Here is a 20,545-nt window from a genome sequence, read left to right as displayed (position 1 = left end):
GGTCTCCTGGAACACCCTTCAGTGGTCGCTGATTTCCTCGGCGAGGATCTCCACCTCCTCGCCCGGGCCGGTGATCGTCAGCCGGTGCAGCACGCAGCGGTTGGCGTGGTGATGCAGGAGATGACGAGCCTCGGGCGGCACGAGGACGGCTTCGCCGGGTTGCAGGTCGGTCCGCAGGACGAGTGACGTCAACCAGCAGAACTGGCCGCGCAGCTCTTCGAGGCTCACGGTCGAACACTGTCCCGAGCAGTCCCGACAAGGCCGGACTTCAGAAGCGGGGTCGGGCTTCCCGGACCGCTCGGGGTCCAGCTGTTTCGGAGCGTTGACGTGCGCGGGAAGTCGACGGGCTCGACTTCCCGCGCGGGGCGGGAGGGGGTTATGCCGGGTGCTCGTGGGCGATGGCCCGGAGGACGTCGGCGAGCCACGTCAGGTGGTGGCTCAGCGCGCGGTCCGGGTCGGCGACTACGTCCCGCAGGTGCTGCCAGGATTCCGAGAGCTGTCCGATGGTGAGGTCGTCCGGCTCCCGGGTGACGTCGTAGAGGTCGTTCGGGGGGATGGACCAGAAGTAGTCGTTGTCCAGGGCGACGGCATCGCCCGCCGCAGCGGCTTCCATATGACGGAGTACGACGTCGAACGAGCTGCGCAGCTCGGCCAAGGACACGGACAGGGGTTCATCAGTCATGATCACCATCATGGGGGACCGGTGGAGGTGAGCAGGAAGTCGGCGGGGCCGACTTCCTGTGCGAGGTGGTCGGGTGTCAGGCCTTGGGCGCTCGTGCACCGGGGTCGAGGGGGCACTGCTGGCTCCCCACCCGCCCGATACGGTGAACACCGGGCGGCAGCTGTGGTGTTCGGTGGGGGAGGTCGATCCACCACACCCCCGAACACGCCGGCCGGCTCACCGTGTCGATGGCACCGCTAGTACTGGAAGAGTACTTCCGGATTGTTCGGCGAGGGGCCGTCCAGCAGCGGACTGTGGATCCCCTTCAGCGTCCGGTCGAAGAACGCTGTCACGTACTCGCGGGTGATCACCACCCCGCGTTCCGGGGAGAGGGGCCCCGGCGCCGGGAACCCGGCCTCGTCCAGGAGCAGGTCCAGGTCGGTGAAGCTGGTGTGGTCGGCGCCGGCGACCGTCAGCCACTTCTTGTAGCCGCCGAGGGCGGCCCAGGCCTGCCCCCACGTGGTGTCGTGGCTGCTGGGCAAGTGGTTGGCGGCCGCGCCCAGCATGAGGAGCGGCCGGTCGATCTGGCCGGGCATCGGGGCCGGGTGGAAGCTGCCGTCCATGTTCACCCCGGCCCGTACTCGCGGGTCGGCGATCATCGTGGCGGCGGCCGCCGCTCCGCCGATGGAGTGTCCGGCCATGCCGATCTCGTGCTTGTCGATGAGGTGTGCCAGGGGCCACGCGGTATTGCCATGCGTCAACTGGTCGATCACGAAGGACACGTCCAGCGCGCGGCTGGCGGCGACGGAGTCGAAGTCGAGCGCCGGGTTGTGGCAGATCGCGCACGTCGGCGTCCGGCCGTTCGCCAGCGTCTCGCCGCTGTCCTCGTAGGTGTGGCCGACGAGCGCGACGACGTAGCCGTGACTGGCCAGGTCGGTCGCGAGCGAGGTGAGCGTCATGCGCTGGTCCTCGAACCCGGGTGAGAGGACCACCAGCGGATACTTGCCGCGCTGCGGCCACGCGCCGTCGAAGGCGTGAGTGGTGACGCCGGAAAGGTTCTGTGCGGTGACGCCGGAGCTCGCCGGCATCCCCCGGAACTGGATGGCTCCGGCTGCCTCGGCGAGGGTCATGTAAGGGGCCGGAGTCCCGGTCCCGGGGACGGCCGGGTAGACCATCGTGACGGCCAGTTGGCGGGGGCCGGACGACGGCACCCACGGGTCGGGACGGCCCGCGTCGGTGAGGTGGATGACGTCCTCGCCGGCGGCGTAGGGGCCGGTCGGCGCGGGGAGCGTGCCGTGGAAGGACGGCGTGGGCGCGGTGCCCGTGGCCGGTGCGGTGTCGAACGCGTGCGTGGCCACCGGTGTGCCCGACGGTGTGGTCGTGGCGGCGAACCCGGCGCCGGTTCCGGTGACGAGGGCGGCGAGCGCCAGCACCGCGACAGCGCTGATACGGCGATTGCGTTTCATGGGATCGACGCTAGGTTCCGCAGCTCCGTGTCGAATCGGCCCGTGGATGTAAACACTCCGGTGTCGTTCGTAGCCCCCGCGAGGTACCGGAGTAATCCGCCGGGAGTATGTCGTGCGGCGCGGAGGTTCCCTTCGCCGGCATGGTCGAGCGCCACCTTCGTCCTGGCCTACGACGAACACGACGCCGAGCCCTGCCGCTGCACTGGCCCGTGGTGCGCGTGGGAAGTCGGCGGGGCCGACTTCTGGCGCGCGGCGGTGCGGTGCGGTGCACGGGGCCGCCGGGTGGCGGGCCGCGGTCGGCCGCGTCGTCGCACGTGACAAACCCGGCGACACCGGCGGCCGTCCCCGGGATACTGGTCGCCCATGGATGAGGTCACGGTCGTCGTCGCCCATTCCGAGCGCGCGACCCTGCGCGTCGGAGACGTGTTCCTGAAGGTGGACGCCGATCAGGCGCGGATCGACGTCGAGGTCGAGGCGATGTCCCTCGCACCGGTCCCGACCCCGAAGGTCCTGTGGCGCAAGCCGCCCGTGCTCGCGATCGCCGCGCTCCCGGGGAGGACCCTCGGGCGCCTCGGCGGGCCGTCGACCGGGTCACCGGCGGAGTGGGCCGCGGCGGGCGCCGCCATCCGGAAGCTGCACGACGCGCCGCTGCCGCCCAGGCCCGGCCGGGCCGGCCGGAGCGTCGTCGCGCTGACGGCGGAACTCGACGACGAGTGCGAGGTGCTCGTGACGAACGGCGTCCTGCCCGCCGACCTGGTCACCCGCAATCGCGAGGTCGCCGAGGCCGCGTTCCGGCCGTGGACTCCGGCGTTCACGCACGGAGACCTGCAGGTCGCGCACCTGTTCGTCGACGATGGCGAGGTCACCGGCATCATCGACTGGTCCGAGGCGGGCCGGGGTGACGCCCTGTACGACCTCGCCACCTTCACGCTCGGACACGAGGAGCACCTCGACGACGTCATCGCCGGGTACGGCACCGACGTCGACCTCGACGTGATCCGCGCGTGGTGGTCGTTGCGAAGCCTGCTGGCGGTTCGCTGGCTGATCGAGCACGGCTTCGACCCCTTCGCGCCGGGCTGCGAGGTCGACGCGCTGAGATCCCGGATGTGAAGCCACGCGGGCCCGCCTTGTGCACAGGAGGTCGGCCCAGCCGACTTCCTGTGCGGGAGAGCTGAAGCCGCCACGCTCCTTCGCACAGGTCGCCCACCCGCCCGCCCCTTCCAGGAACCGCAAGAGCAACGGCGGGCCTGGCCAAGCTTGGCCAGGCCCGCCGAAACCACCATCAAGCAGCACTCGCGTCGCCTCACCATCCGTTGCCGCTTCGGCAGGGCCGAAGCGGCAACGGCATGTGCACCGCCGCTCCTGCGCAGGAAGTCGGTGGGGTCGACTTCCTATGCGTGGATGGTGGCTTGGGTGCGGCAGTGGGCGAGGGCGTACTTGAGGCGGGTGTCGGGGTTGGGGGTGGTGGTGAGGAGTTCGCCGGCGGTGACGAGGGCGGTCCAGTAGAGGGTGGGGTTGCCGGTGCGGGGGAGGGGGCGGGCGGCGGCGAGGGAGAGGTAGGCGGCGGTGAGGTTGCCGGTGGTGAACCAGCGGGTGAGGCCGTGGTGGTGGCCGGGGCGGATGCCGCCCATGGCGTCGATGGCGGTGAGGAAGTGGTCGACGACGGTGAGTTCGGTGTCGGTGAGGGAGGCGGGGACGTCGAAGACGCCGAGGGCTTCGAGGAGTTCGCCGGTGTCGGTCTCGGAGTTGGGGCGGGGGTTGGCGAGGAGGGCGTCGTGGCACTCGTTGAGGCGGCGGACGGTCTCGGCGAGGGGGATGGTGAGGGCGAGGCAGACGGCGCGGGCCGAGGGCACCGGTTTGTGGGTGCGGCGGGCGAGGAGGGCGTAGGTGTCGGCGGGGGTGCGGCCGCGGGAGAGGGCGTGGCCGGCGAGGGTGGTGAGGTGCATGGGGGTTCGGGGCTTTCAGGCGGTGACGAGGACGGGCGTGGGGGCGGGGGCGACGAGGGCCCAGACGTACTTGCCGATGCCGCCGGGGCGGTTGGCGCTGCCCCAGCGTTCGGCGAGTTCGTTGACGAGGAGCAGGCCTCGGCCGTGTTCGTCGTCGGGGGTCGGGGCGTGGAGGGTGGGGTGGTCGGTGCCGGCGTCGTGGACTTCCAGGCGCAGACGGGAGCCGGTGACGGTGAAGCGGACCTCGATGTGACAGTCGTCGGGGGCGTCGGAGTGCTGGACGGCGTTGGCGAACAACTCGCCGAGCAACAGTTCGGCGGTGTCCGAGTACCGGTCGCCGGCGGGGAGGGCGGAGAGGTACGCCCGGAGCAAGTACCGGGCCAGCGGCGTGGACTCGGTCCGCGAGTCGAGGCGCGCGACGAACATGCGGGGGCGACGGTGCGTTTTGAGCATGGGGGACCTCGGAGGGGCGGAGGGGCGTGCGACAGGAGCGCGCACAATCACGCTGCGCATGCAGATGATTGCGTTCCGGTCTCAATGATCCGGGTCGCGGAGGTACGGTGATGGCCGAAATCGGGTACCACGCACACGCGGTACGTCAGGGGGTCAGGCATGGCACACCGGCGACTCAAGAGCGAAGTGACGGCCAGTTCGGCGCGGATCTTCGGCGAAGAGCTGCGGTTCTACCGGGAGATGGCCGGCTACACGCAGGAGCAGTTGGCGAAGCTGCTGCACTGCACCAGGCCGAACATCACCAGGTACGAGTCCGGCCAGAGGCGCATGTCGCCGGACATGGTCGTGCAGGCGGACCTGTTGCTCGACACAGGTGGATCGCTGAAGCGACTCTGGGACCGGGTGGACTGGAGCGCGGGGGTCGAGCATCCGGATTGGTTCCAGACCCATGTCGATGCGGAGGCCGAGGCGCTGGCGGCCAGGGTCTTCCAAGTTGCTGTGATGAATGGGCTACTGCAATGCCGCGAGTATGCGGAGGCCGTGTTCGCGGTCAGTGATGCAGCTGGCAGGCCGGAGGTGATCGAGCAACGAACGCAGGCTCGGTTGGCGCGACAGAAGCGATTCCTGGAGCCGGATGGGCCGCCGCTGCTGGCAATCCTGGATGAGAGCTGCATTCGAACCGTCTATGGCGGACCGGGCGTGATGAGGCGCCAGATGGAACACTTGCTGGCGGTTGCAAAGCTCCCGAACATCGTGATCCAGATCGCGCCGTTCGCGTGTCGACAGGCCAGCGTTGACGTCTCAATGGTGCTGCTGGACATGCCTGATGGGCGAACCTGTGTGTACTCCGAGAGCCTTGATCGCGGGCATTCCAGCGATGCTCCGGAGATCGTTGCGCGGCATCGCTGGAGCTATGATCTGCTCCATGGGACGGCACTGCCAGTAGCCGCCTCGCTCGCGCTGATCGCGGATGCGCTGGAAGGGTTCAAGGATGACGAGGAACAGGCTCGACGGGGCCGTCTGGCGCAAGAGCAGCTACAGCGGCGGCAACGGCGGCAACTGCATCGAGGTGGCCCCCGGATTCCCCGGCCTCGTCCCCGTGCGTGACTCCAAGGACCCCCATGGCCCGGCTCTGGTCTTCGCGGCTGCTGCGTGGGGCTCCTTCGTCGCCGCGATCCGGGAGGGTGAGTTCCCTGCATGATGTTGGTCTGGCGGAAGAGCAGCTACAGCGCTCCCAACGGCGGCGACTGCATCGAGGTGGCCCCCGGGTTCCCCGGCCTCGTCCCCGTGCGTGACTCCAAGGACCCCGGCGGCCCGTCCCTCGTCTTCCCGGCCGCTTCTTGGGAAGCATTCGTTGCGGCCGTCCAAGACGGCGAGTTGCCGGGCCAGGGCTGACCGGGAACTCGGTACACGACATAGGCCGGGCTCAGGCGCCCAGGTGGGTCAGCAGGGTGTCGCCCGACGGGTACGGGCGTTCGGCGGGCAGGAGCTGCCGGGCGTGCTCCAACTCCCCGGCCCGCACGTGGGAGTGGATCGTGTGCGCGAGTGCGGTGACGTCCTCCACCGAGACGATCCACTCGTCCGCATAGCGCTCGGTGGCCTCGCCGGTGAGGCCGAGCTGAAGCGACCGATGGGGCAGCGGCTCCAGATGCAGGCCGCGTTCGGGATCCCACTGCACGCGGGCCGGCGACCGCCTCAAGTCCCGCTTCCAGGCGGCCTGGTCGGGGTGCAGCCCGTGCTTGTAGTGGGAAAGGCAGCTGTTCTCCAGGGCCCATTCGAAGCCCTCGCGGGTGATCTCGATCGCGAGGACGGTCTCCTGCCCCTCCTTGGTCGCCCATCCGCAGCGGTACATCATCCAGAGGAACGACGGCTTGATCCACGTCATCCGGTCCCGCTTCCACGCCGCCGGAAAGCGGCCGTCCCGTGCGGCGGGCAGCCCGATCTCCGGCGCGTACGCCTGGTAGACGGTTACCGTGGAGGCGGTGTGGAGGGCGCGGATCTCATACTTGGGTTCTGACACGCTGACCAGGGTCGATCCTCCGCGAGCATTGCGCCAGCGGATTTTCCGGGCGGCGTGGGTTTCCCCGGTGCCGGCCGTGGAGCCGCTCCGCTCTGCCATCGCCGACCTCCCGGAGAAGGACATCGAATCATGAGCACATCGGACCGGCTCCGCGCCGCCCTGGTGGACGGCCTCACCGGGGATGACGCGATCAGCGACCCGGCGTGGCGGGCCGCCGCGCTCGCCGTGCCGCGGGAGTTGTTCGTCGGGTCGTTCTTCGTGCCGGTCCCGGGCAGCAATCCGACCGCGTACCGGCCCGTGCACCGGACCGACCCCGGATGGCTGAGGCAGGTCTACGCGAACGAGACGCTGATCACCCAACTCGACGGTCACGTCCGCCCCGAGGACGTGACCGGGGGCACCGTGACCGGGACGCCGTCGTCGTCGTCCACCCTGCCGTCCCTGGTGCTGGGCATGTGGCAGCAGCTCGATGCCGTAGCCGGGCACCGGGTGCTGGAGATCGGCACGGGCACCGGCTACTCGACCGCCCTCGGCGCGCATCGCCTCGGGGACGCCAACCTGACCAGCATCGAGTACGACCCGCTGGTGGCCGAGCGTGCCGCCGCCGCGATCGGGGCGGCCGGGTTCGCTCCCCGGCTGGTGATCGGCGACGGGCTGCTCGGCGACCCGGAGGGCGGCGAGGGTGCGTACGACCGGCTGATCGCCACCTGCGCCGTCCGGTACCTGCCGCCCGGCTGGCTGCACCAGGTGAAGCCCGGCGGCGTCATCCTGGCGACCCTGTCCGGGTGGGGGTTCGGTTTCGGGCTCGTGCGCCTGGTCCTGACGGCCCCCGGCGAGGGAACGGGGCGGTTCATGCCCGGCTGGACCAGCTTCATGATCGCCCGCCCGCACGACCGACCGCCGCGCCAGAGCATCTCCCTGCTCCCGGGGGACGAGCGCCCGTCCCGGATCGACCCCGAGATCATCAGCACCTGGACCGGCAGCTGGGTCGCCCAGCTCGCGGCGCCCTCGGCCGAACGGATGGGAGCCGTTGGGCACCAGATCCTCTGGGACGTGGCCACCGGATCGCAGGCCCGGACCGCGCCCGTCCCCGGTGGCGGGTGGACCGTGGTGCAGCGCGGCCCGCTCCGGCTCTGGGACCAGGTGGAGAGCGCCGTCGAAGCCTGGCAGCGGGCCGGCGAGCCGCACCAGGAGGGCTTCGGCCTCACCGTCTCGCCGACCGGGCAGCGGGTCTGGATCGGAAGCGAGGACGGACCGGGCTGGAACCTGCCGATCTGACCGGAGAGGCCGGGCCCCGGCCACAGGCGTGGTCGGGGCCCGGCCCCCGAGGAAGGTGTGACGGTCGGACGGCGCAGGGGCGGTGCGGCCGTCAGGGGAGGTACGTGCGCCGGCAGGTGGGGGACAGCGAGGCGGACGCGGTGCCGTCGGTCGCCGTCGGCGACGGGGTGTCCGCCCCGCCGCACGGCAGCGGTTCGTACCCGGGGCCGATGAAGGACACCCGCCGGACGTCGTAGGACGCCTGCTCGTACCAGCCGTGGAAGTAGACCGTCAGCTCGGTGGTGTCCGGCCCGGTGCTGACCGGCACCGAGAGATCGTTCCAACTGCCCTCGCTCGACCAGCTGGAGGCGCTCTCGCCGCCCGCTCCGGTGACGCCGACGAAGGCGAACGCGCCGCGCACCGTGGCGCGGAGCGTGTAGGCCGAGTTCGGCAGCACCCGCACCCGCTGGGCGCAGCCCGCGGTGCCCTCGGCGGTCGGACGGCCCGACACGTAGTGGTCGTGCGGGATGTGACTGGGCGAGACACCGGGGTCGCAGGTCCAGATCCACGGGTACGAGTCGAACGCCCCGTTGAGGACCAGGTCGACCCTGGGGAGCGGATCCGGCGGGTGGGTCGGGGATGACCGGGGCTGGGTGCACGCATGCCGTCTCCGGGTGGGGAGTGCCGATGGGACAGCGGTGCGAGGGAGTGGAGCACACCCTGGTGGATCCGGCCCGCCACCGTCAAGGCGGGCGGCTCCCGGCGACGGCTCCCGTCGGGGGCTTCCGGCGGGGTCGACAGGGCGGAGCACGCAGAGGTCTCCGACCGCGGGGTGCGGTCGGGGACCTCTGCGGACGACCCCGCCGTGGTGCCCCACCCTCGCCGGGCGTGGCACCAAGCCCCTTGGCGCGTACCGGAGTTCCGGGGGGCGGAAAGGTCTCCGCTTGATGTCAGGGCATCAGTCCCCCGGCGTCGAGGCAAGCCAGGTGCGCCAGACGTGGCGGGTGTTCGGGATCTCGGGGTGATCGAGCATCCACTGCACATAGCCCGCGTGAGTTCGAGCCCAGGGGCCGTCGGATTCGGCTGCGGTCGCGATGTCGCGCCGGAGGTCCTCGCTGTCGACGGACCTGGCGAGACGGACGTACTCGCGGTCCTTGCAGCGGTACGGCCGTGAAACGACGATCCCGACGAGTTCGACGAGCTTCGCCCGGACTCGGTCGTCGGGGTGGGCGCAGGCCAAGTCCTTGATCAGCTGCTGCTTCGTCCCCCAGGCCTTGGCGGACCGGGTCCAGTCCTCGGGGTACCGTGCCTCCCATTCGAGGAACAGCAGCGCGTAGGGCAGTCCCGGCCAGTTCATGAGATCTGCCGGAACAGGGCGTTCCCACAGGCAGTCGGGGAAGGAGCGTGCCTGACCGGCGCCCCAGACGTCATGTGCTTCCGTCATTGCCGCATCGAGCTGAGGTCCGGCCGTGTGATGGCTCTGAAGGAGAAGGTGGTTGTACCTGTCGAGTGCCGCCCGGACGTATTCCTGATTCCTCGCCAGGTGGGCCGCGGCCGCTTCCCGCTCTGTTCGGCTGTCGGAGATCAATCCGTAGGACCAACTCAGTCGGTCATCCCAGGCATCGGCCTTCTGGCGTTCAGATTCCACTCGTCCACCTGCTTGAAACGTTATCGATGACAGGGTGTTCGACCGCCCCTGATCCGGTCTTCCGCCCGGGCGGTCCGAAGCGAAAGCGCCGGCCCGGCCCGGCGAACGGGCCGGGCCGACGCTCTCATCCTAGGTCGTGGCTCAGGCTGGTCCGCAGTTCCTCTCGCACTGACCGTACGTCTGCTCCATGTTGAAGAACTGGATCAGGCCGTCCACGAAAGTCAGCACCTCTCCGGCCGCCCCCATCTTCCCCATCATCCCGGACAGCCTCGACCCTCCGGTGCGCGTCGGGGCCTTGAACGGGCGTTCCTCGAAGGTCGATCCGCTGACGGTGCGGAGAGCGGGGGCATCGACCACCATGTCACCCATTTTGACCAGCTTGGTTCGAAGCCGCTCGTCGCTCTTCATGAATTTGGTGAGGTTTCCGGCCTTGTCCTCCGTGTTGTTGAGGGCGTCCCACAGCTCCTCGGCCTCCTTGAGCGCCAGCTTCCGTTCGTCGTCGGTGAGCTGGAAATCCTTGAGTCCCTTCCGATCCCCCTCCAGCAGCTTGGTGAGCCTGGTCATCAGGTCGGCATTGTCCTCCAGATGCCATTTCCCCTTGGTCTGCTTTCCGGTCCGCAGCTCCTCCTTGAGTGCTTCGGCCGCCTTTCCGCTTCCGGTGACCGACTGGTATTCGGGCTTGGGGTAGATTTCGTCAAGGATGCTCTGGAACTTGGTGTTCGTGACCTTGGGCGTGACGGCTCGGGGCGTCGGGTTGGCCATCGTGCTGGTCGAGGGGGTGGACTGCTGAACCCCCGAGCAGGGGTTCAGCAGGACGAATATGCAGTTGACCCTGTCCGTCTGGGTGATGCATTCGCGGTAGCAGCCCGGGCCGTAGTCGTCATTGCGGCGGCCGGTGGGGTCGGAATGCGTCTCCGGATTGTTGTTGCCGTAGGCGTAGCCCGTCATGGACTGCGGGTCGGTGACGTCGAGTTCCGGGTCGACCGAGACGAACCGGCCGGTGCCCGGGTCGTAGTCGCGCGCCCCGAGGTGGGTGAGGCCGGTGGCCTCGAGCGTTCCTCCGAGGAATCCCCTGGTCCCGGACCAGGCGCTGGGGGACGCACCGCGGGGACCACCGAACGGCGTGCTCCGACGCATGGCGAGGTTGCCGCTCGCGGCGTCGACGTTCAGTTCGGCGGTCTTGTGGTGGTCGGTGACCTGGAAGGCGACCTTGCCGTCGTCGGTGCGGACGGCTACGGCGGAATCGCCCAGCTTGTAGTAGCGGGTGGCCGTGGGCTTCGCCGCGCCCTTGACCAGGTTGAGCTCGCTGTTGCCGAGGTACAGGGTCCAGTTCTCGGCCGACGGGTTCGCGGCGTCGAGGGTGTGGCCGAGCAAGCGGTTGCCGTCGGCGTCGTACACGTAGTCGGTCGTCCTGCTGGTGCTGCCGGTGCCCGACGTGACGGAGTCGGTGACCGTCTGGAGCTTGCCCAGGCTGTCCCAGGTCAGCGCCTGGTCGCTGGTCCCGCCGCCACCCGGCTTGAGGTGCCGGGCGCTGGTGTTGCCCGCCGCGTCGTAGGCGTAGCTCTGGACGACCGGAGCGCCGACGGCTCCGGTGACCGTGCTGGTGCTGGTGAGCGCGTGGGGCTGGGCGGCCGTGGGCGCCGGATAGGTGTAGGTGGTGGTGCTGTCCTGGGCGGTGTTGCCGCCCGGGTCGTGACGGGTTTCGGTGGCCCGGGTTCCGTTGGGGTTGTAGGTGTAGCTGGTCCGGTAGGGGGCCGGGCCGCCGAGCGCGGCGCCGTCGGGCGTGGCCGGGCAGCTGGTGCCGCTCGGGGTGAACGCCTCGGTGAGCCGTCCGAGGGTGTCGTACTGGAAGCACTGGCGGTCGGTGCCGAGCCGTGAGGCATCGGCGACGGAGGTGACGTTGCCGGCCTGGTCGTACGTGTACGTGGCGGCGCGGGCGGCCCCGACGATGCCGTACTGGTCGGTGCGGCTGGAGGCCAGGCGCTGAGTGCCCCACTCGTAGCCGTTGGTGACGTAGATGTCCTTGCCGGCGGTTCCGTTGCTCAACGTGGACTGCAGCGGCTTGCCGGTGAGGCTGTAGGTCTGAGCGGTCAGGTAGGTGCTGAGGCCCTGGGCCGCGGTGAGGCGGCGCAGCGGGTCGTAGGTGAAGGCGACGGATTCGGCGGGCAGGTTGCCCGCGGCCGGGTAGCTGACGCTCTGCACCTCGTTGTCGAGCCGGTAGATCGTGCCGCTGATGTAGTTGCCGGCGAGTGCTTCCTGCCCGGGGACGGACGGGATGCTGACCGTCGTGCGGGTCGGCCGCCCCAGCGGGTCGTAGAGCGAGTAGGTCGTCGTGTACGGGTACGTCGTGCCGTTGACCGTGCTGTAGCGGGTCGAGGACGCGGGCATCCCCTTGTTCCCGGACGGGTCCCAGGTCTGGGCCGTCAGCAGTGGGCCGCTCGCCGAGCCGTCGCGGGTCTCGGTCTGGCGGGAGAGGTTGTCGTAGCTGTACGCGACGGTCTTGCCGCGGCCGTCCGTCATGCTGACGAGTTCGCTGCGGTCGTTGTACGTCTTGACCGAGGTCCCGCTGTCCGGGTCGACCGATCGGGTCTGCCGGCCGCGCTGGTCGTAGCCCCAGGTCCAGACCGTGCCGGACGGGTCGGTCAGCTTGGTGAGGTGGTCTGCCGCGTCGTAGGTGTACTTGGTGGCGTCGTAGGCGCCGGTCGGGGTCCGGGACTTGTACTGGCGCAGCTCGGTCGTACGTCCGGCGGCGTCGGTGACGGTGGTCGTCGGGGTGCCGCCGGTGGGCGGGGTGACGGTGACCCGGTCGCCACCGTATTCGGTCAGCGTGGTGGCGATGGGAGTGCCGACGCCGTTGCCGGCCAGGGTGGTGGATCTGGTGACCCGCCCGAGGCCGTCGTAGGTGTTGGCGGTCTGGGTCTCGACGCCGGTGGCGTCCTCGATCTTGAACAAGGTCGCCGAAGGCGCACCCGTGGCGTAGTACGGCGCGTAGCTGAGGGCGGCCTGGCCGCGCTCGTCGTAGAAGGTGTCGGTCAGGAGGCGGCCGCCGTTGTCCCCGGCGGACTGGACCTGCCGCACCCGGCCGAAGCCGTCGAAGAGCGTGTAGCCCGTCTGCTGGCTGCCGTCGCTGTTCAGCGTCCTGGTGGTGACGGCGGTGATCTGCCCGTCCGCCACCGAGTAGGCGAACTCGTGGTTCGGGCTCTGGCCGGTGGCCTTCGAGCGATTGGGGAGCCAGACCTTCAGCGAACGTCCGAGGGCGTCCTGGAGCAGGTCGGTGCGTCGGTTGTTGGCATCGACGGTGGCGGTGCTCAGGCCGCGCAGGAGGTCGTACTCGACGGTCGTGGTCTGCGCGGTGGCCGCATTGCCCACGACGGCCGGCGGCGTGGTGGTGGTCGACTTGGTGGGGCGTCCAGTGGCCGGCGTGTAGGCGGTGGTGGCGGCCGGCGCGGACGAGGACGCGGTGGTGACGGGTGCCGACACGCCGGTCGTGTCGAAGACGGTTGTGGAGGAGAGGCTGACGGTGGTCAGCTTGCGCCCGTACACGTCGTAGGCAGCCGAGCTGTCCAGGTACGTGGCGCTGCTGCCGGTCTGCGACTTGAGGGTCTCGGTCAGGGTGGCGTCGCCCTTGGTGGGCGCCGCGCCGAACGCCTGGCCGTCGTAGCGGACCCGGATGTCGGACAGGACGGCCGAGGTGCCGTCGGCCCGGGTCTCGCGACCGACGGTGGCGGCGCAGTCGGCGGCCACCGTCTCGGTCCGGACGGTTCCGGTCAACAGCCAGCCCGCCGTGTTGTCGGCGTAGGTCTTGCGCGTGCACTTGTCGTCGTCGGCGGTGGCGGTGTCACCGAGGGCTTCGACCTGCGTGACCCGGCCGTAGCCGTCGAACGAGGTGTTGGTGCGGGTCTCGCGCCACGCCGATCCGGCGCCCTGGTCGAGCGAGGTGAAGCCCCGCTTGACGGATATGCCGATGATATTGGCGGTGGTGGTGCCCCACGTGTTGGAGCGCTTGGCGGTCTCCTTCTTCCACGGGGTGTTGACCGACGTGGAGAGGATCACGCCGCCGGGCTTGTCGTACTGCTCGGTGCGGTACTCGACGCCGGCCCACGCCTGGTCGTCGGTCAGGACGGTGCCCTGGCCGTCGTCGACGGTGACGGTGCGCTTGCTGTTCTTGTCAGCGGGGTTGTTGCGGTCCTGGTCCATGCCGCGCAGGAACCAGTGGTCGGCCTGGGTGGTCATGCCGGTGACGCCACCGGTCTCGACCCGGGTGCGGGCGTAGCCGCGCCACTGGGACCAGGTCTTGAGCTTGTCCTTGGTCAGGCCGTCCTCGTCGTCGAAGTGCCAGGCGGCGTCGCCGAGGTAGGTGTAGTGGGTGACCATGTCGGGTGCGCCGCCGGTGCGGTCGGTGGCGATGACCGCGTCGACGACGTACTTGTTGAACCACTCCGTGGTGACCGGGGTCTCGTCGGAGGCCTGGTACATCTGCGGGAAGCAGCGGGTGGTGTTGGACTGCGGGGTGGGCAGGTTGTTCCAGTCGCAGGCCGCGGCCGAGTAGTTGACGTCGAGCTGGCCGCCCTGTTCGTCGGTGACGGTGCCGAGCCGCTGCTTGATGAACGGCATCCGGCCGTCGCCGACCTTGTCGAGCCGGTTGGCCATCTGCTTGTAGGCGAGGGTGGTCTTCGGCAGTGCGACGGACGGGGACGCGGAGGACCCGGTGTGCTTGATCGAGTCCAGCAGGAGCTGGTAGTCGAAGTCGGCGGTACCCCACTTGTGGGTCAGGTCCCAGGTGTCGACGGTGGCGTAACTTCCGTCGGCCTGAAGGGTCTTGGCGAGGACCTGGGTGAGGCGGGTGCGGGTGAAGAAGGTCGGCGAGTACTGCGTTGTGCAGTCGGTGCCGTCCTTGCAGTTCTGGTCCCACGGGGTGTCGTACCAGTACTGCCGGTTGGCGTCGATCTTCGCCGGGTCGCACACGCCCGCGCCGGTCTCCAGGCAGCGTTCGGCGGTGCCGAAGTCGACCCGGCCCATCGGCTTGACGGTGGCCGAGTACAGGTCGCCCTGCTGCTGGCCGTACTCGATGTGGTCCAGGCGCCCGCCCCGGATGTACGGGGTGCGGTCCGTGGACTTCAGGTTGCGGCCGTAGTTGTTGGTCTCGGGGGTGTACCAGTAGGTGATGTCGTTGCCGTGGGCGTCGACCACCAGGTCCAGGTTCCACCGCCAGCCCTGCTGGCACCACGAGGACGCGAAGTCGGCGCCGTTGCAGGGCTCGCCCGCGTTGTTGCCGTAGACGGGCACGGTGTAGACGGACTTGGTCTCCGGCTTGCCCGCCGACCAGTTCGGCAGGCGGTTGTAGCCGAAGTAGTAGGTGGTGCCGTCGGTGGTGGTGGCGCGGAAGTACTCGCCGTCGTTGTCGCCGTTGCCGCGGCCGGTGTCGCGGACGCGCACGACCTTGGTGGCGTCGTCGTTCTTGATCCGCCACTCGTCGCCGGAGACCGGGATCAGCTCACCCGAGTGCCCCGCGAAGCTGATGGTGGCGTTGTCCGTCCCCCAGCACAGGTCGCCCGGGTTGTTGGTGCCGGTCTTGGGCGCCCCGTCGTCGGCGCAGGCCTTGTAGCTGCGCTCGACGAAGCCCGGCGACAGGTCGAAGCCGTCACCGGCCCAGGAGGCCTGGTTGTTGCTGTTGGCCGTGCGGCCGTCGATCGCACCGGAGTTGTAGGACAGACCGACCTTCGGGGTCAGCCCGCCCGGCATCGCCGTGAGCGGCATGTCGTAGGACCAGGTGAACGCGCCGCTGTTCAGCGCCGTCGACCAGGAAGACGCGCTCGACAGCGGCGTCGCCCTGTAGTCGCCGCTCGGTCCGGCGCTGCCGGTGGTGGCCGCCAGCACCATCGCCCCCGGCGCGGACTGCAGGCGCATCGACCCGGCCGGGGCCGTGGTCAGGGCGTCGGCGGCGACGGTCTGCTTCGCCACGTCGTTGCCGCCCGGCAGCGGGGTCTGCACCCGGCATTCGGGCAGGTCGGGCGTGGTGAGCGCGCACTCGGGCAGGCGGACCAGCTTCAGCCGCGAGCCGAAGCCGGAGCCGGCCGCCTGGGCGAAGGACGAGTAGTCGACGGCCAGGCCGCTGTTCTCGTCGGCGCCCGTGACGGTCAGCAGGACGCCGTTGATGCCGGCCTTGGCGGCGGCGTCCTGGCCGAGCAGCTCGACCTTGGCCTTGCCCGCCGCGCCCGAGGACGAGAGCGCGACCGGCAGCTTGCCGGCCTTGACGGCCTTGCCCTTCTCGCCGGGCACGTCGACGGTGGCGCTGCCCGCGCCGGGCAGGGCGCCCTGCTTGCCGTCCGTCCTGCTGACGGTGGTGTCGGCCTTGCGGCCCTTGGCCTTGGCGTCGGAGCCCTTGACGGGCTTCTCGGGTGAGACCGCGGACGGCTTGGTGTACGGTTCCGCGGCCGCCGCGACGGCGGCCAGCGGCAGTGCCGGCAGCAGCGACCCGACCAGGGTGCCCGCGATGATCGCGGACATTCTGGTGCGGGTCGGCCGCGGCACCGACCTCTTCCTGCTCATGGGTGGGACAACTCCTCTGGGAGAAAACGGGTGTGACGGACCACGGGCCGGGCGGCAGGAAGCCGCCCGGCCCGCGAAACGGAGGGGGGAATCAGACCCCGGTGGAGGTGTTCAGCTCGACGTTGTAGTCGGCGAGCTTGGTGATCTGCGCGGGGCTCAGTACGCCCTGGTACAGCCAGACGTCGTCCAGCTCACCGGAGAAGTACTCGCCCCACGCGCCGGCCGCCCGGTTGCGGCCGAACTGCACGCCGCCCGTCGCCTCGTAGGGCTGCGGGGCGCCGGTCCAGGAGATGTGCGGGGTGCAGCCGGTCGAACCGTCCGGGCAGCCCTGGTTCTCGATCTGGCCGCCGACGTACAGGGCGAGCCGGTCCGCGAAGGCGTCGTAACTGACCGCCAGGTGCGTCCAGTTCTCCAGGACGGAGGTGGCCGGGGTGTGGGCGGTCAGGGTGCGGACCGCGCCGGTGGCGTCGGAGTCGCGCACCTCGGCCTGCCACTGGCCGGTGGGCTGGCCGTTGGCGTCCTTGCCCAGGGTGTGCCAGCGCAGGGTGACCGCGCTGTTGTTGGCGCCGGCGACGGACAGCACCGTCATGTCCCGGGTCGGGACGCCCGCGGTGTTCGCCCAGCCGGCCAGGGTGAAGCTCTGGCCGGTGTGCAGCGGGACGGAGCCGGTGGCCGCGTAGCCGGTGGAGCCGTCCAGCAGCAGGGTGCCGGGGGCGGGCAGCACGCCGCCGTCGGCCTTGATCGAGGCGCCGCCGCCGAGCTGGGCGCCGGCCTTGGCCGGGCCCTCGTCCGGGGTGACGGCCGGGGTGCCGGTGGCCGAGGAGAGCTTCCAGCGGCCGGCCAGCTGCGGGCGCTGCTGGACCATCGCGCTGGCCTCGGGGCCGGTGACGACGCGGTCGTAGAGGCGCACGTCGTCGATGTCGCCGCCGAAGAACTCGCCGTTGGCGCCCTCGCGGTTGACGGCACCGATCTGCAGCGGGCCGGGGTTGGCCCACGGCGCGTTCTGGGTGTAGTCGGACTCGCCGACCAGGAAGCCGTTGATGTAGAAGCGCAGCTTCTTGGCGGCGGTGTCGGAGACGCCCAGCAGGTGGGTCCACTCGCCGGTGGTGCCGGCGAAGCAGGGCGCGCCGTTGATCTGGGTGCCCGGGGTGCAGTCGGGCTGCCAGGTGCGGACCAGGGTGTCGGCGGAGGTGTCCTCCTTGTAGCGGCCGAAGATCCAGCGCTTCCAGTAGGTGGAGTAGTACAGCGAGAACTCGCTGTTGTGCTGGCCGATCTGGGTGACGGCGATCTTCGCGGTGGTGTCACCGGGGGTCGGCGCGGGCAGCTTGACCCACGCGGAGACCGAGAAGTCCCGGCTGCCGTCGACCTGCGGGCGGGTGCCGCGCAGGTAGTCGTCGACGCCGTCCAGGTGGATCGCCTTGTCGGCGATGCCGGGCCGGCCGAGTGCGACGCCGCTGTAGGCGGTCAGGTTGTCGGTCTCGGCGGTGCCGACCGGCTTGGCGGAGGCGCCGTCCAGGTGCCAGACCGACGTGGCGGGCAGGCCGGTGGCGAGCTGCTTGTCGGCGGCGACGTCGGCGGCCTCGGCCTTGCTCAGGGAGCGGTCCCAGAGCCGGACCTCGTCGACCGAGCCCTTCCACGGGTCGGTCCAGTTGCCGAAGTACTTGGAGCGGCCGAACTCCAGCGCGCCGTGGACGTCCCAGTTGGCGACCACGTTCACCGGGGTGCCGGGCACGCCGTTGACGTACAGGGTGCTGGTCTTCGCCACCGGGTCGTAGACGCCGACCAGGTGGGTCCACTGGCCGAGCACCACGGGGGCGTCGGAGCTCGCCGCTTCGAGGGCGTAGTCGGTGGGGTTGTCCCGGCTGGACGTCCACATGCTCCACTTGCCGCCGAAGGTGCCGAGGGCGAAGCGGGCCGCGGAGTTGCCGTTCTCACTGACGGCGACCCGGTTGCGGGTGTTCTCGGCGAGGTTGACCCAGGCGGAGACGGCGAAGCCGCGGGTGGTGTTCAGCACCGTGCCCTGGGTCTCGGCGTAGCCGTTGGCGGTGCCGTCGAAGGCGAGGCCCTCGGCGAGGTGACCGGGCGCCCCGGGGGTGGTGCCGGAGCCGAGGGTGGCCTCGAAGCTGCCGCCGGTGCCGGCGACGGAGGTGCCGCCGGCGGCGTCGTCCATCGACCAGCCGGTGCGCTGGGTCTGGCCGGAGAGCACGTTGAAGTAGTACGTCTCGGGCTGCGAGGCGTTGCCCGCGCCGTCGACGGCCCGGGCGGAGAGGAAGTGCACGCCGGCGGTCTGCGGCTGGACGCGGACGGTCTGTGCGGCGCCGCCGCCGGTGGCGATCTCGTTCGCCGCGGACGGCGAGGTGTCCAGGCCCCACTGGTACTTGACCACGTCGGTCGCGGCCGACTTCAGGGTGAAGTAGCCGTTCTTGCCGACGCCGTCGGTCCAGGGGAGCGCGGCGGTGGCGTCCTTGGAGCCCGGGTAGGCGTCCGAGGTGATCGCCGGGCCGTCCGGTGCGGAGGTGTCGACGATGAAGTAGCAGCCGGTCGGGTCACCGTCGGAGGACCACGGCCCCCACTGCGCGCCGTCCCAGGCGCGGGCCTCCCAGTCGAGCTGGAGGTTCTGCGGCAGGCCGGTGGGCAGCGGCCAGGAGAACATCGAGCCGGAGGCCTTGAAGGTGTCCCACCCCGGTGCGGCGTCCTCCGAGCCGGTGGACCACCAGCGGCGGCGCAGGCCGCTGCCGTCGTCCCAGCCGACCGCGAACTGCACGCCGATGGCCTCGCCGTCCGGGTCGCTCGCCCGGGTGGTGACCTGCGGCATCTTGTTGATCTTGATGCCCGGGTACTGGCAGACCGAGCCCGGCGACATCGTCATGTCGGACATCGGGATCTGGTTGGGCCGCAGGTTGTAGTACACCGACAGGTAGGCGTCGTCGGTGAAGCGCTTCCAGGCGAGGGTGTCGCCCTCGTTCTGGGCCTTCAGACCGAAACTGATGGTCGGCCAGCCCCAGTTGGCGGCGTCCTGGACCAGGTTGCGCACCGCGCCGTCCTGGCCGTACTCCAGCCAGCCGCCGGGGCAGCTGCCGCTCCAGCCCTTCGCGGTGTTGATGGTCTGCAGGTAGCGGCTCCAGAACCCGGAGGCGTTCTGGCTGTTCCAGTTCAGGCCGGGGGAGATGTAGCCGGTGTTCCACAGCTCGACGGGCCGGGCGTCGCAGGAGTACGACCAGCTCTCGTAGGTGCCGAAGGTGGCGCTGAGGATCTGCTTGCCCACGAACGGGTTGGAGACCTGGAAGAAGGCCCGCTTCACGTCGGTCGGCGCGCACCGCGAGGTGTCGCCGCAGTAGCCGACGCCCCAGTCGTGGACGTAGCTGCTGTTGTACGTGAAGTGCCAGTACGCCTGGTTCGGGTAGCTGCGCGAGACGCCCGCCCAGTCACCGGCGTGCGGGGTGTTCCACGCCGGGTCGATCATCACCGGGTAGACGGTGTCCGCGGCGTCCAGCATGCCCTGGTCGGGCGACAGGACCAGGCCGTCCTTGGGCAGGTCGACCTTGAGCCGGGTCATCTTGGCGCCCTCGCCGGGCAGGTCGCCGTAGCCGGCGGCGGCGAGGTCGTTCCGACCGGCGGCGGGAGCGCCCGGGGCGGGGGCCTCGGCCTGCGGCGCCGCCTGCGGGGCGGCCTTGAACGTCTTCGGGGCGGCGGCCGGGGCGTTCGGCGTGGCGGTCGCCGGGGCGTCCGGCGTGACGGCGGCCGGCTTGGAGGAGTCCCACATCACCGGGACGGGCGCCTCGAAGACGGTGCCGCCGCCGGACGGGTCCTTCGCCTTGAGCGTGCCGTCCGCCTCCTGGCTGACCGTCAGGCCGGTGCCCTGCAGGCCGAGCCGGAGCTGGTCCAGCTCGGGGTTCTTGGCGGCCTCGGCGGTGTGCACCACGACGACCTGGGTGAACCCGGTCTTGGTGGCGGACAGCCGCAGGTCCACGTCCGGCAGGATCGACGCGTACTCGGCGGTCGCGCCGTTGACCTTCGGCTTGGGCAGCGGCTTCGGCCAGCTGAGCTTCAGCTCCTTGCCGGCCCGGGCCATCGTGACCAGCGGTTCGCTGCCACCGCCGGAGAACCGCAGGTCGGCGGTGGACCCCTTGGGGGCGACGGCGCCGCCGGGCAGTGCCTGCAGCGTCGGGTCGAGGTCCACCCAGGCGCCGTTCTTGCGCACCCGCTTGGGCTGGACGTAGGTGGTGGTCTTCAGCTTGCCGTCGGGCTGGGCGACGGTGTCACTGGTCTCGCTGCGCTTGGCGAGTACCTCGACCGGCTTGCCGCTGTGGGCGGCCTCCTTGACGGCCAGGCTCTCGGCGGTGTCCTGGGAGCCCGTCAGGCCGGGCGGTGGCGTTCCGCCGGTCGCGGCGGCGGCCGGCACCACCGCGGTCGCGGTCAGGGCGACCGCGGCGAGTGCCGCGGCGAGCAGACTGCCCGACCGTCTTGCTGCTGTTCTCACTGTGCGTAAGCTCCGACTTCCGATATGTGGGCGAAGTTTGAGCGGATCTTTATGGACGCTTAATC

At 70.4% G+C, this 20,545-nt stretch carries 14 protein-coding genes and 1 pseudogene; 5 read left to right on the top strand and 10 right to left on the bottom strand.

Annotation, left to right across the window (positions count from 1 at the left end; all coding sequences use genetic code 11):
- Nucleotides 1-18: 18 nt before the first annotated feature.
- From ACZ6EM_RS20810 to ACZ6EM_RS20800, 3 genes are all read right to left on the bottom strand, one after another.
- Complete coding sequence (locus tag ACZ6EM_RS20810) at nt 19-228, bottom strand: hypothetical protein (RefSeq protein WP_401045781.1); 210 nt, start codon at nt 226-228, stop codon at nt 19-21.
- A gap of 148 nt (nt 229-376) precedes the next feature.
- Nucleotides 377-682 (bottom strand): hypothetical protein, encoded by a 306-nt coding sequence (locus tag ACZ6EM_RS20805; protein ID WP_465772960.1) that lies wholly within the window; start codon nt 680-682, stop codon nt 377-379.
- A gap of 236 nt (nt 683-918) precedes the next feature.
- Entirely contained in the window at nt 919-2,127 is a 1,209-nt protein-coding gene (locus ACZ6EM_RS20800; protein ID WP_401054545.1) for an alpha/beta hydrolase family protein, read from the bottom strand.
- A 363-nt stretch (nt 2,128-2,490) separates the two neighbouring features.
- Between ACZ6EM_RS20800 and ACZ6EM_RS20795 the strand changes: the two genes are divergently transcribed.
- Nucleotides 2,491-3,237, top strand: a complete 747-nt coding sequence (locus tag ACZ6EM_RS20795; RefSeq protein WP_452179971.1) for a phosphotransferase family protein — start codon at nt 2,491-2,493, stop codon at nt 3,235-3,237.
- Between the two features lie 281 nt (nt 3,238-3,518).
- Here ACZ6EM_RS20795 and ACZ6EM_RS20790 read toward each other — a convergent pair whose 3' ends face one another.
- Nucleotides 3,519-4,073, bottom strand: a complete 555-nt coding sequence (locus tag ACZ6EM_RS20790; protein WP_465772959.1) for a hypothetical protein — start codon at nt 4,071-4,073, stop codon at nt 3,519-3,521.
- A gap of 15 nt (nt 4,074-4,088) precedes the next feature.
- The gene (locus ACZ6EM_RS20785) at nt 4,089-4,499 is read right to left on the bottom strand and encodes an ATP-binding protein (RefSeq protein ID WP_465772958.1); all 411 of its coding nucleotides are present in this window, start codon (nt 4,497-4,499) and stop codon (nt 4,089-4,091) included.
- Between the two features lie 186 nt (nt 4,500-4,685).
- On the opposite strand from ACZ6EM_RS20785, the pseudogene ACZ6EM_RS20780 reads away from it, so the two are divergent.
- From ACZ6EM_RS20780 to ACZ6EM_RS20770, 3 genes and pseudogenes are all read left to right on the top strand, one after another.
- A pseudogene (locus ACZ6EM_RS20780) lies at nt 4,686-5,483 on the top strand (helix-turn-helix domain-containing protein); the annotation flags it as partial.
- A gap of 13 nt (nt 5,484-5,496) precedes the next feature.
- A complete protein-coding gene (locus tag ACZ6EM_RS20775; protein WP_465772957.1) occupies nt 5,497-5,727 on the top strand; it encodes a DUF397 domain-containing protein in 231 nt (76 codons plus the stop codon).
- Nucleotides 5,724-5,921: a DUF397 domain-containing protein gene (locus tag ACZ6EM_RS20770; protein WP_465772956.1), complete on the top strand. Its 198-nt coding sequence runs from the start codon at nt 5,724-5,726 to the stop codon at nt 5,919-5,921. Before ACZ6EM_RS20775 ends, ACZ6EM_RS20770 begins: the two co-directional genes overlap by 4 nt.
- A gap of 31 nt (nt 5,922-5,952) precedes the next feature.
- On the opposite strand, the gene ACZ6EM_RS20765 is transcribed toward ACZ6EM_RS20770, so the two are convergent.
- A complete protein-coding gene (locus ACZ6EM_RS20765) occupies nt 5,953-6,546 on the bottom strand; it encodes a DUF4291 domain-containing protein (RefSeq protein ID WP_465772955.1) in 594 nt (197 codons plus the stop codon).
- A 129-nt stretch (nt 6,547-6,675) separates the two neighbouring features.
- Here ACZ6EM_RS20765 and tgmC point away from each other — a divergent pair, with 129 nt between their 5' ends.
- Nucleotides 6,676-7,824, top strand: coding sequence for an ATP-grasp peptide maturase system methyltransferase (tgmC, locus tag ACZ6EM_RS20760; protein WP_465772954.1), 1,149 nt, complete (start codon nt 6,676-6,678; stop codon nt 7,822-7,824).
- 91 nt (nt 7,825-7,915) lie between these two features.
- On the opposite strand, the gene ACZ6EM_RS20755 is transcribed toward tgmC, so the two are convergent.
- The 4 genes from ACZ6EM_RS20755 to ACZ6EM_RS20740 all read right to left on the bottom strand — a co-directional run bounded on the left by ACZ6EM_RS20755 (nt 7,916) and on the right by ACZ6EM_RS20740 (nt 20,480).
- A complete protein-coding gene (locus ACZ6EM_RS20755; protein ID WP_465772953.1) occupies nt 7,916-8,314 on the bottom strand; it encodes a hypothetical protein in 399 nt (132 codons plus the stop codon).
- A 447-nt stretch (nt 8,315-8,761) separates the two neighbouring features.
- On the bottom strand, nt 8,762-9,451 hold the full coding sequence (locus ACZ6EM_RS20750) for a hypothetical protein (RefSeq protein ID WP_465772952.1): 690 nt from the start codon (nt 9,449-9,451) through the stop codon (nt 8,762-8,764).
- A 141-nt stretch (nt 9,452-9,592) separates the two neighbouring features.
- On the bottom strand, nt 9,593-16,000 hold the full coding sequence (locus ACZ6EM_RS20745; protein WP_465772951.1) for an RHS repeat domain-containing protein: 6,408 nt from the start codon (nt 15,998-16,000) through the stop codon (nt 9,593-9,595).
- 91 nt (nt 16,001-16,091) lie between these two features.
- Nucleotides 16,092-20,480, bottom strand: a complete 4,389-nt coding sequence (locus tag ACZ6EM_RS20740; RefSeq protein ID WP_465772950.1) for a LamG-like jellyroll fold domain-containing protein — start codon at nt 20,478-20,480, stop codon at nt 16,092-16,094.
- Between the last annotated feature and the right edge of the window lie 65 nt (nt 20,481-20,545).

This window comes from Kitasatospora sp. NPDC041917 (assembly GCF_055589745.1).
This window is presented reverse-complemented; position numbering and strand designations above follow the sequence as displayed.

Coding starts and splice junctions, on each gene's coding strand:
- ACZ6EM_RS20805 (WP_465772960.1), bottom strand. CDS start 682: ATGACTGATGAACCCCTGTCCGTGTCCTTGGCCGAGCTGCGCAGCTCG.
- ACZ6EM_RS20800 (WP_401054545.1), bottom strand. CDS start 2,127: ATGAAACGCAATCGCCGTATCAGCGCTGTCGCGGTGCTGGCGCTCGCC.
- ACZ6EM_RS20795 (WP_452179971.1), top strand. CDS start 2,491: ATGGATGAGGTCACGGTCGTCGTCGCCCATTCCGAGCGCGCGACCCTG.
- ACZ6EM_RS20790 (WP_465772959.1), bottom strand. CDS start 4,073: ATGCACCTCACCACCCTCGCCGGCCACGCCCTCTCCCGCGGCCGCACC.
- ACZ6EM_RS20785 (WP_465772958.1), bottom strand. CDS start 4,499: ATGTTCGTCGCGCGCCTCGACTCGCGGACCGAGTCCACGCCGCTGGCC.
- ACZ6EM_RS20775 (WP_465772957.1), top strand. CDS start 5,497: ATGCGCTGGAAGGGTTCAAGGATGACGAGGAACAGGCTCGACGGGGCC.
- ACZ6EM_RS20770 (WP_465772956.1), top strand. CDS start 5,724: ATGATGTTGGTCTGGCGGAAGAGCAGCTACAGCGCTCCCAACGGCGGC.
- tgmC (WP_465772954.1), top strand. CDS start 6,676: ATGAGCACATCGGACCGGCTCCGCGCCGCCCTGGTGGACGGCCTCACC.
- ACZ6EM_RS20745 (WP_465772951.1), bottom strand. CDS start 16,000: ATGAGCAGGAAGAGGTCGGTGCCGCGGCCGACCCGCACCAGAATGTCC.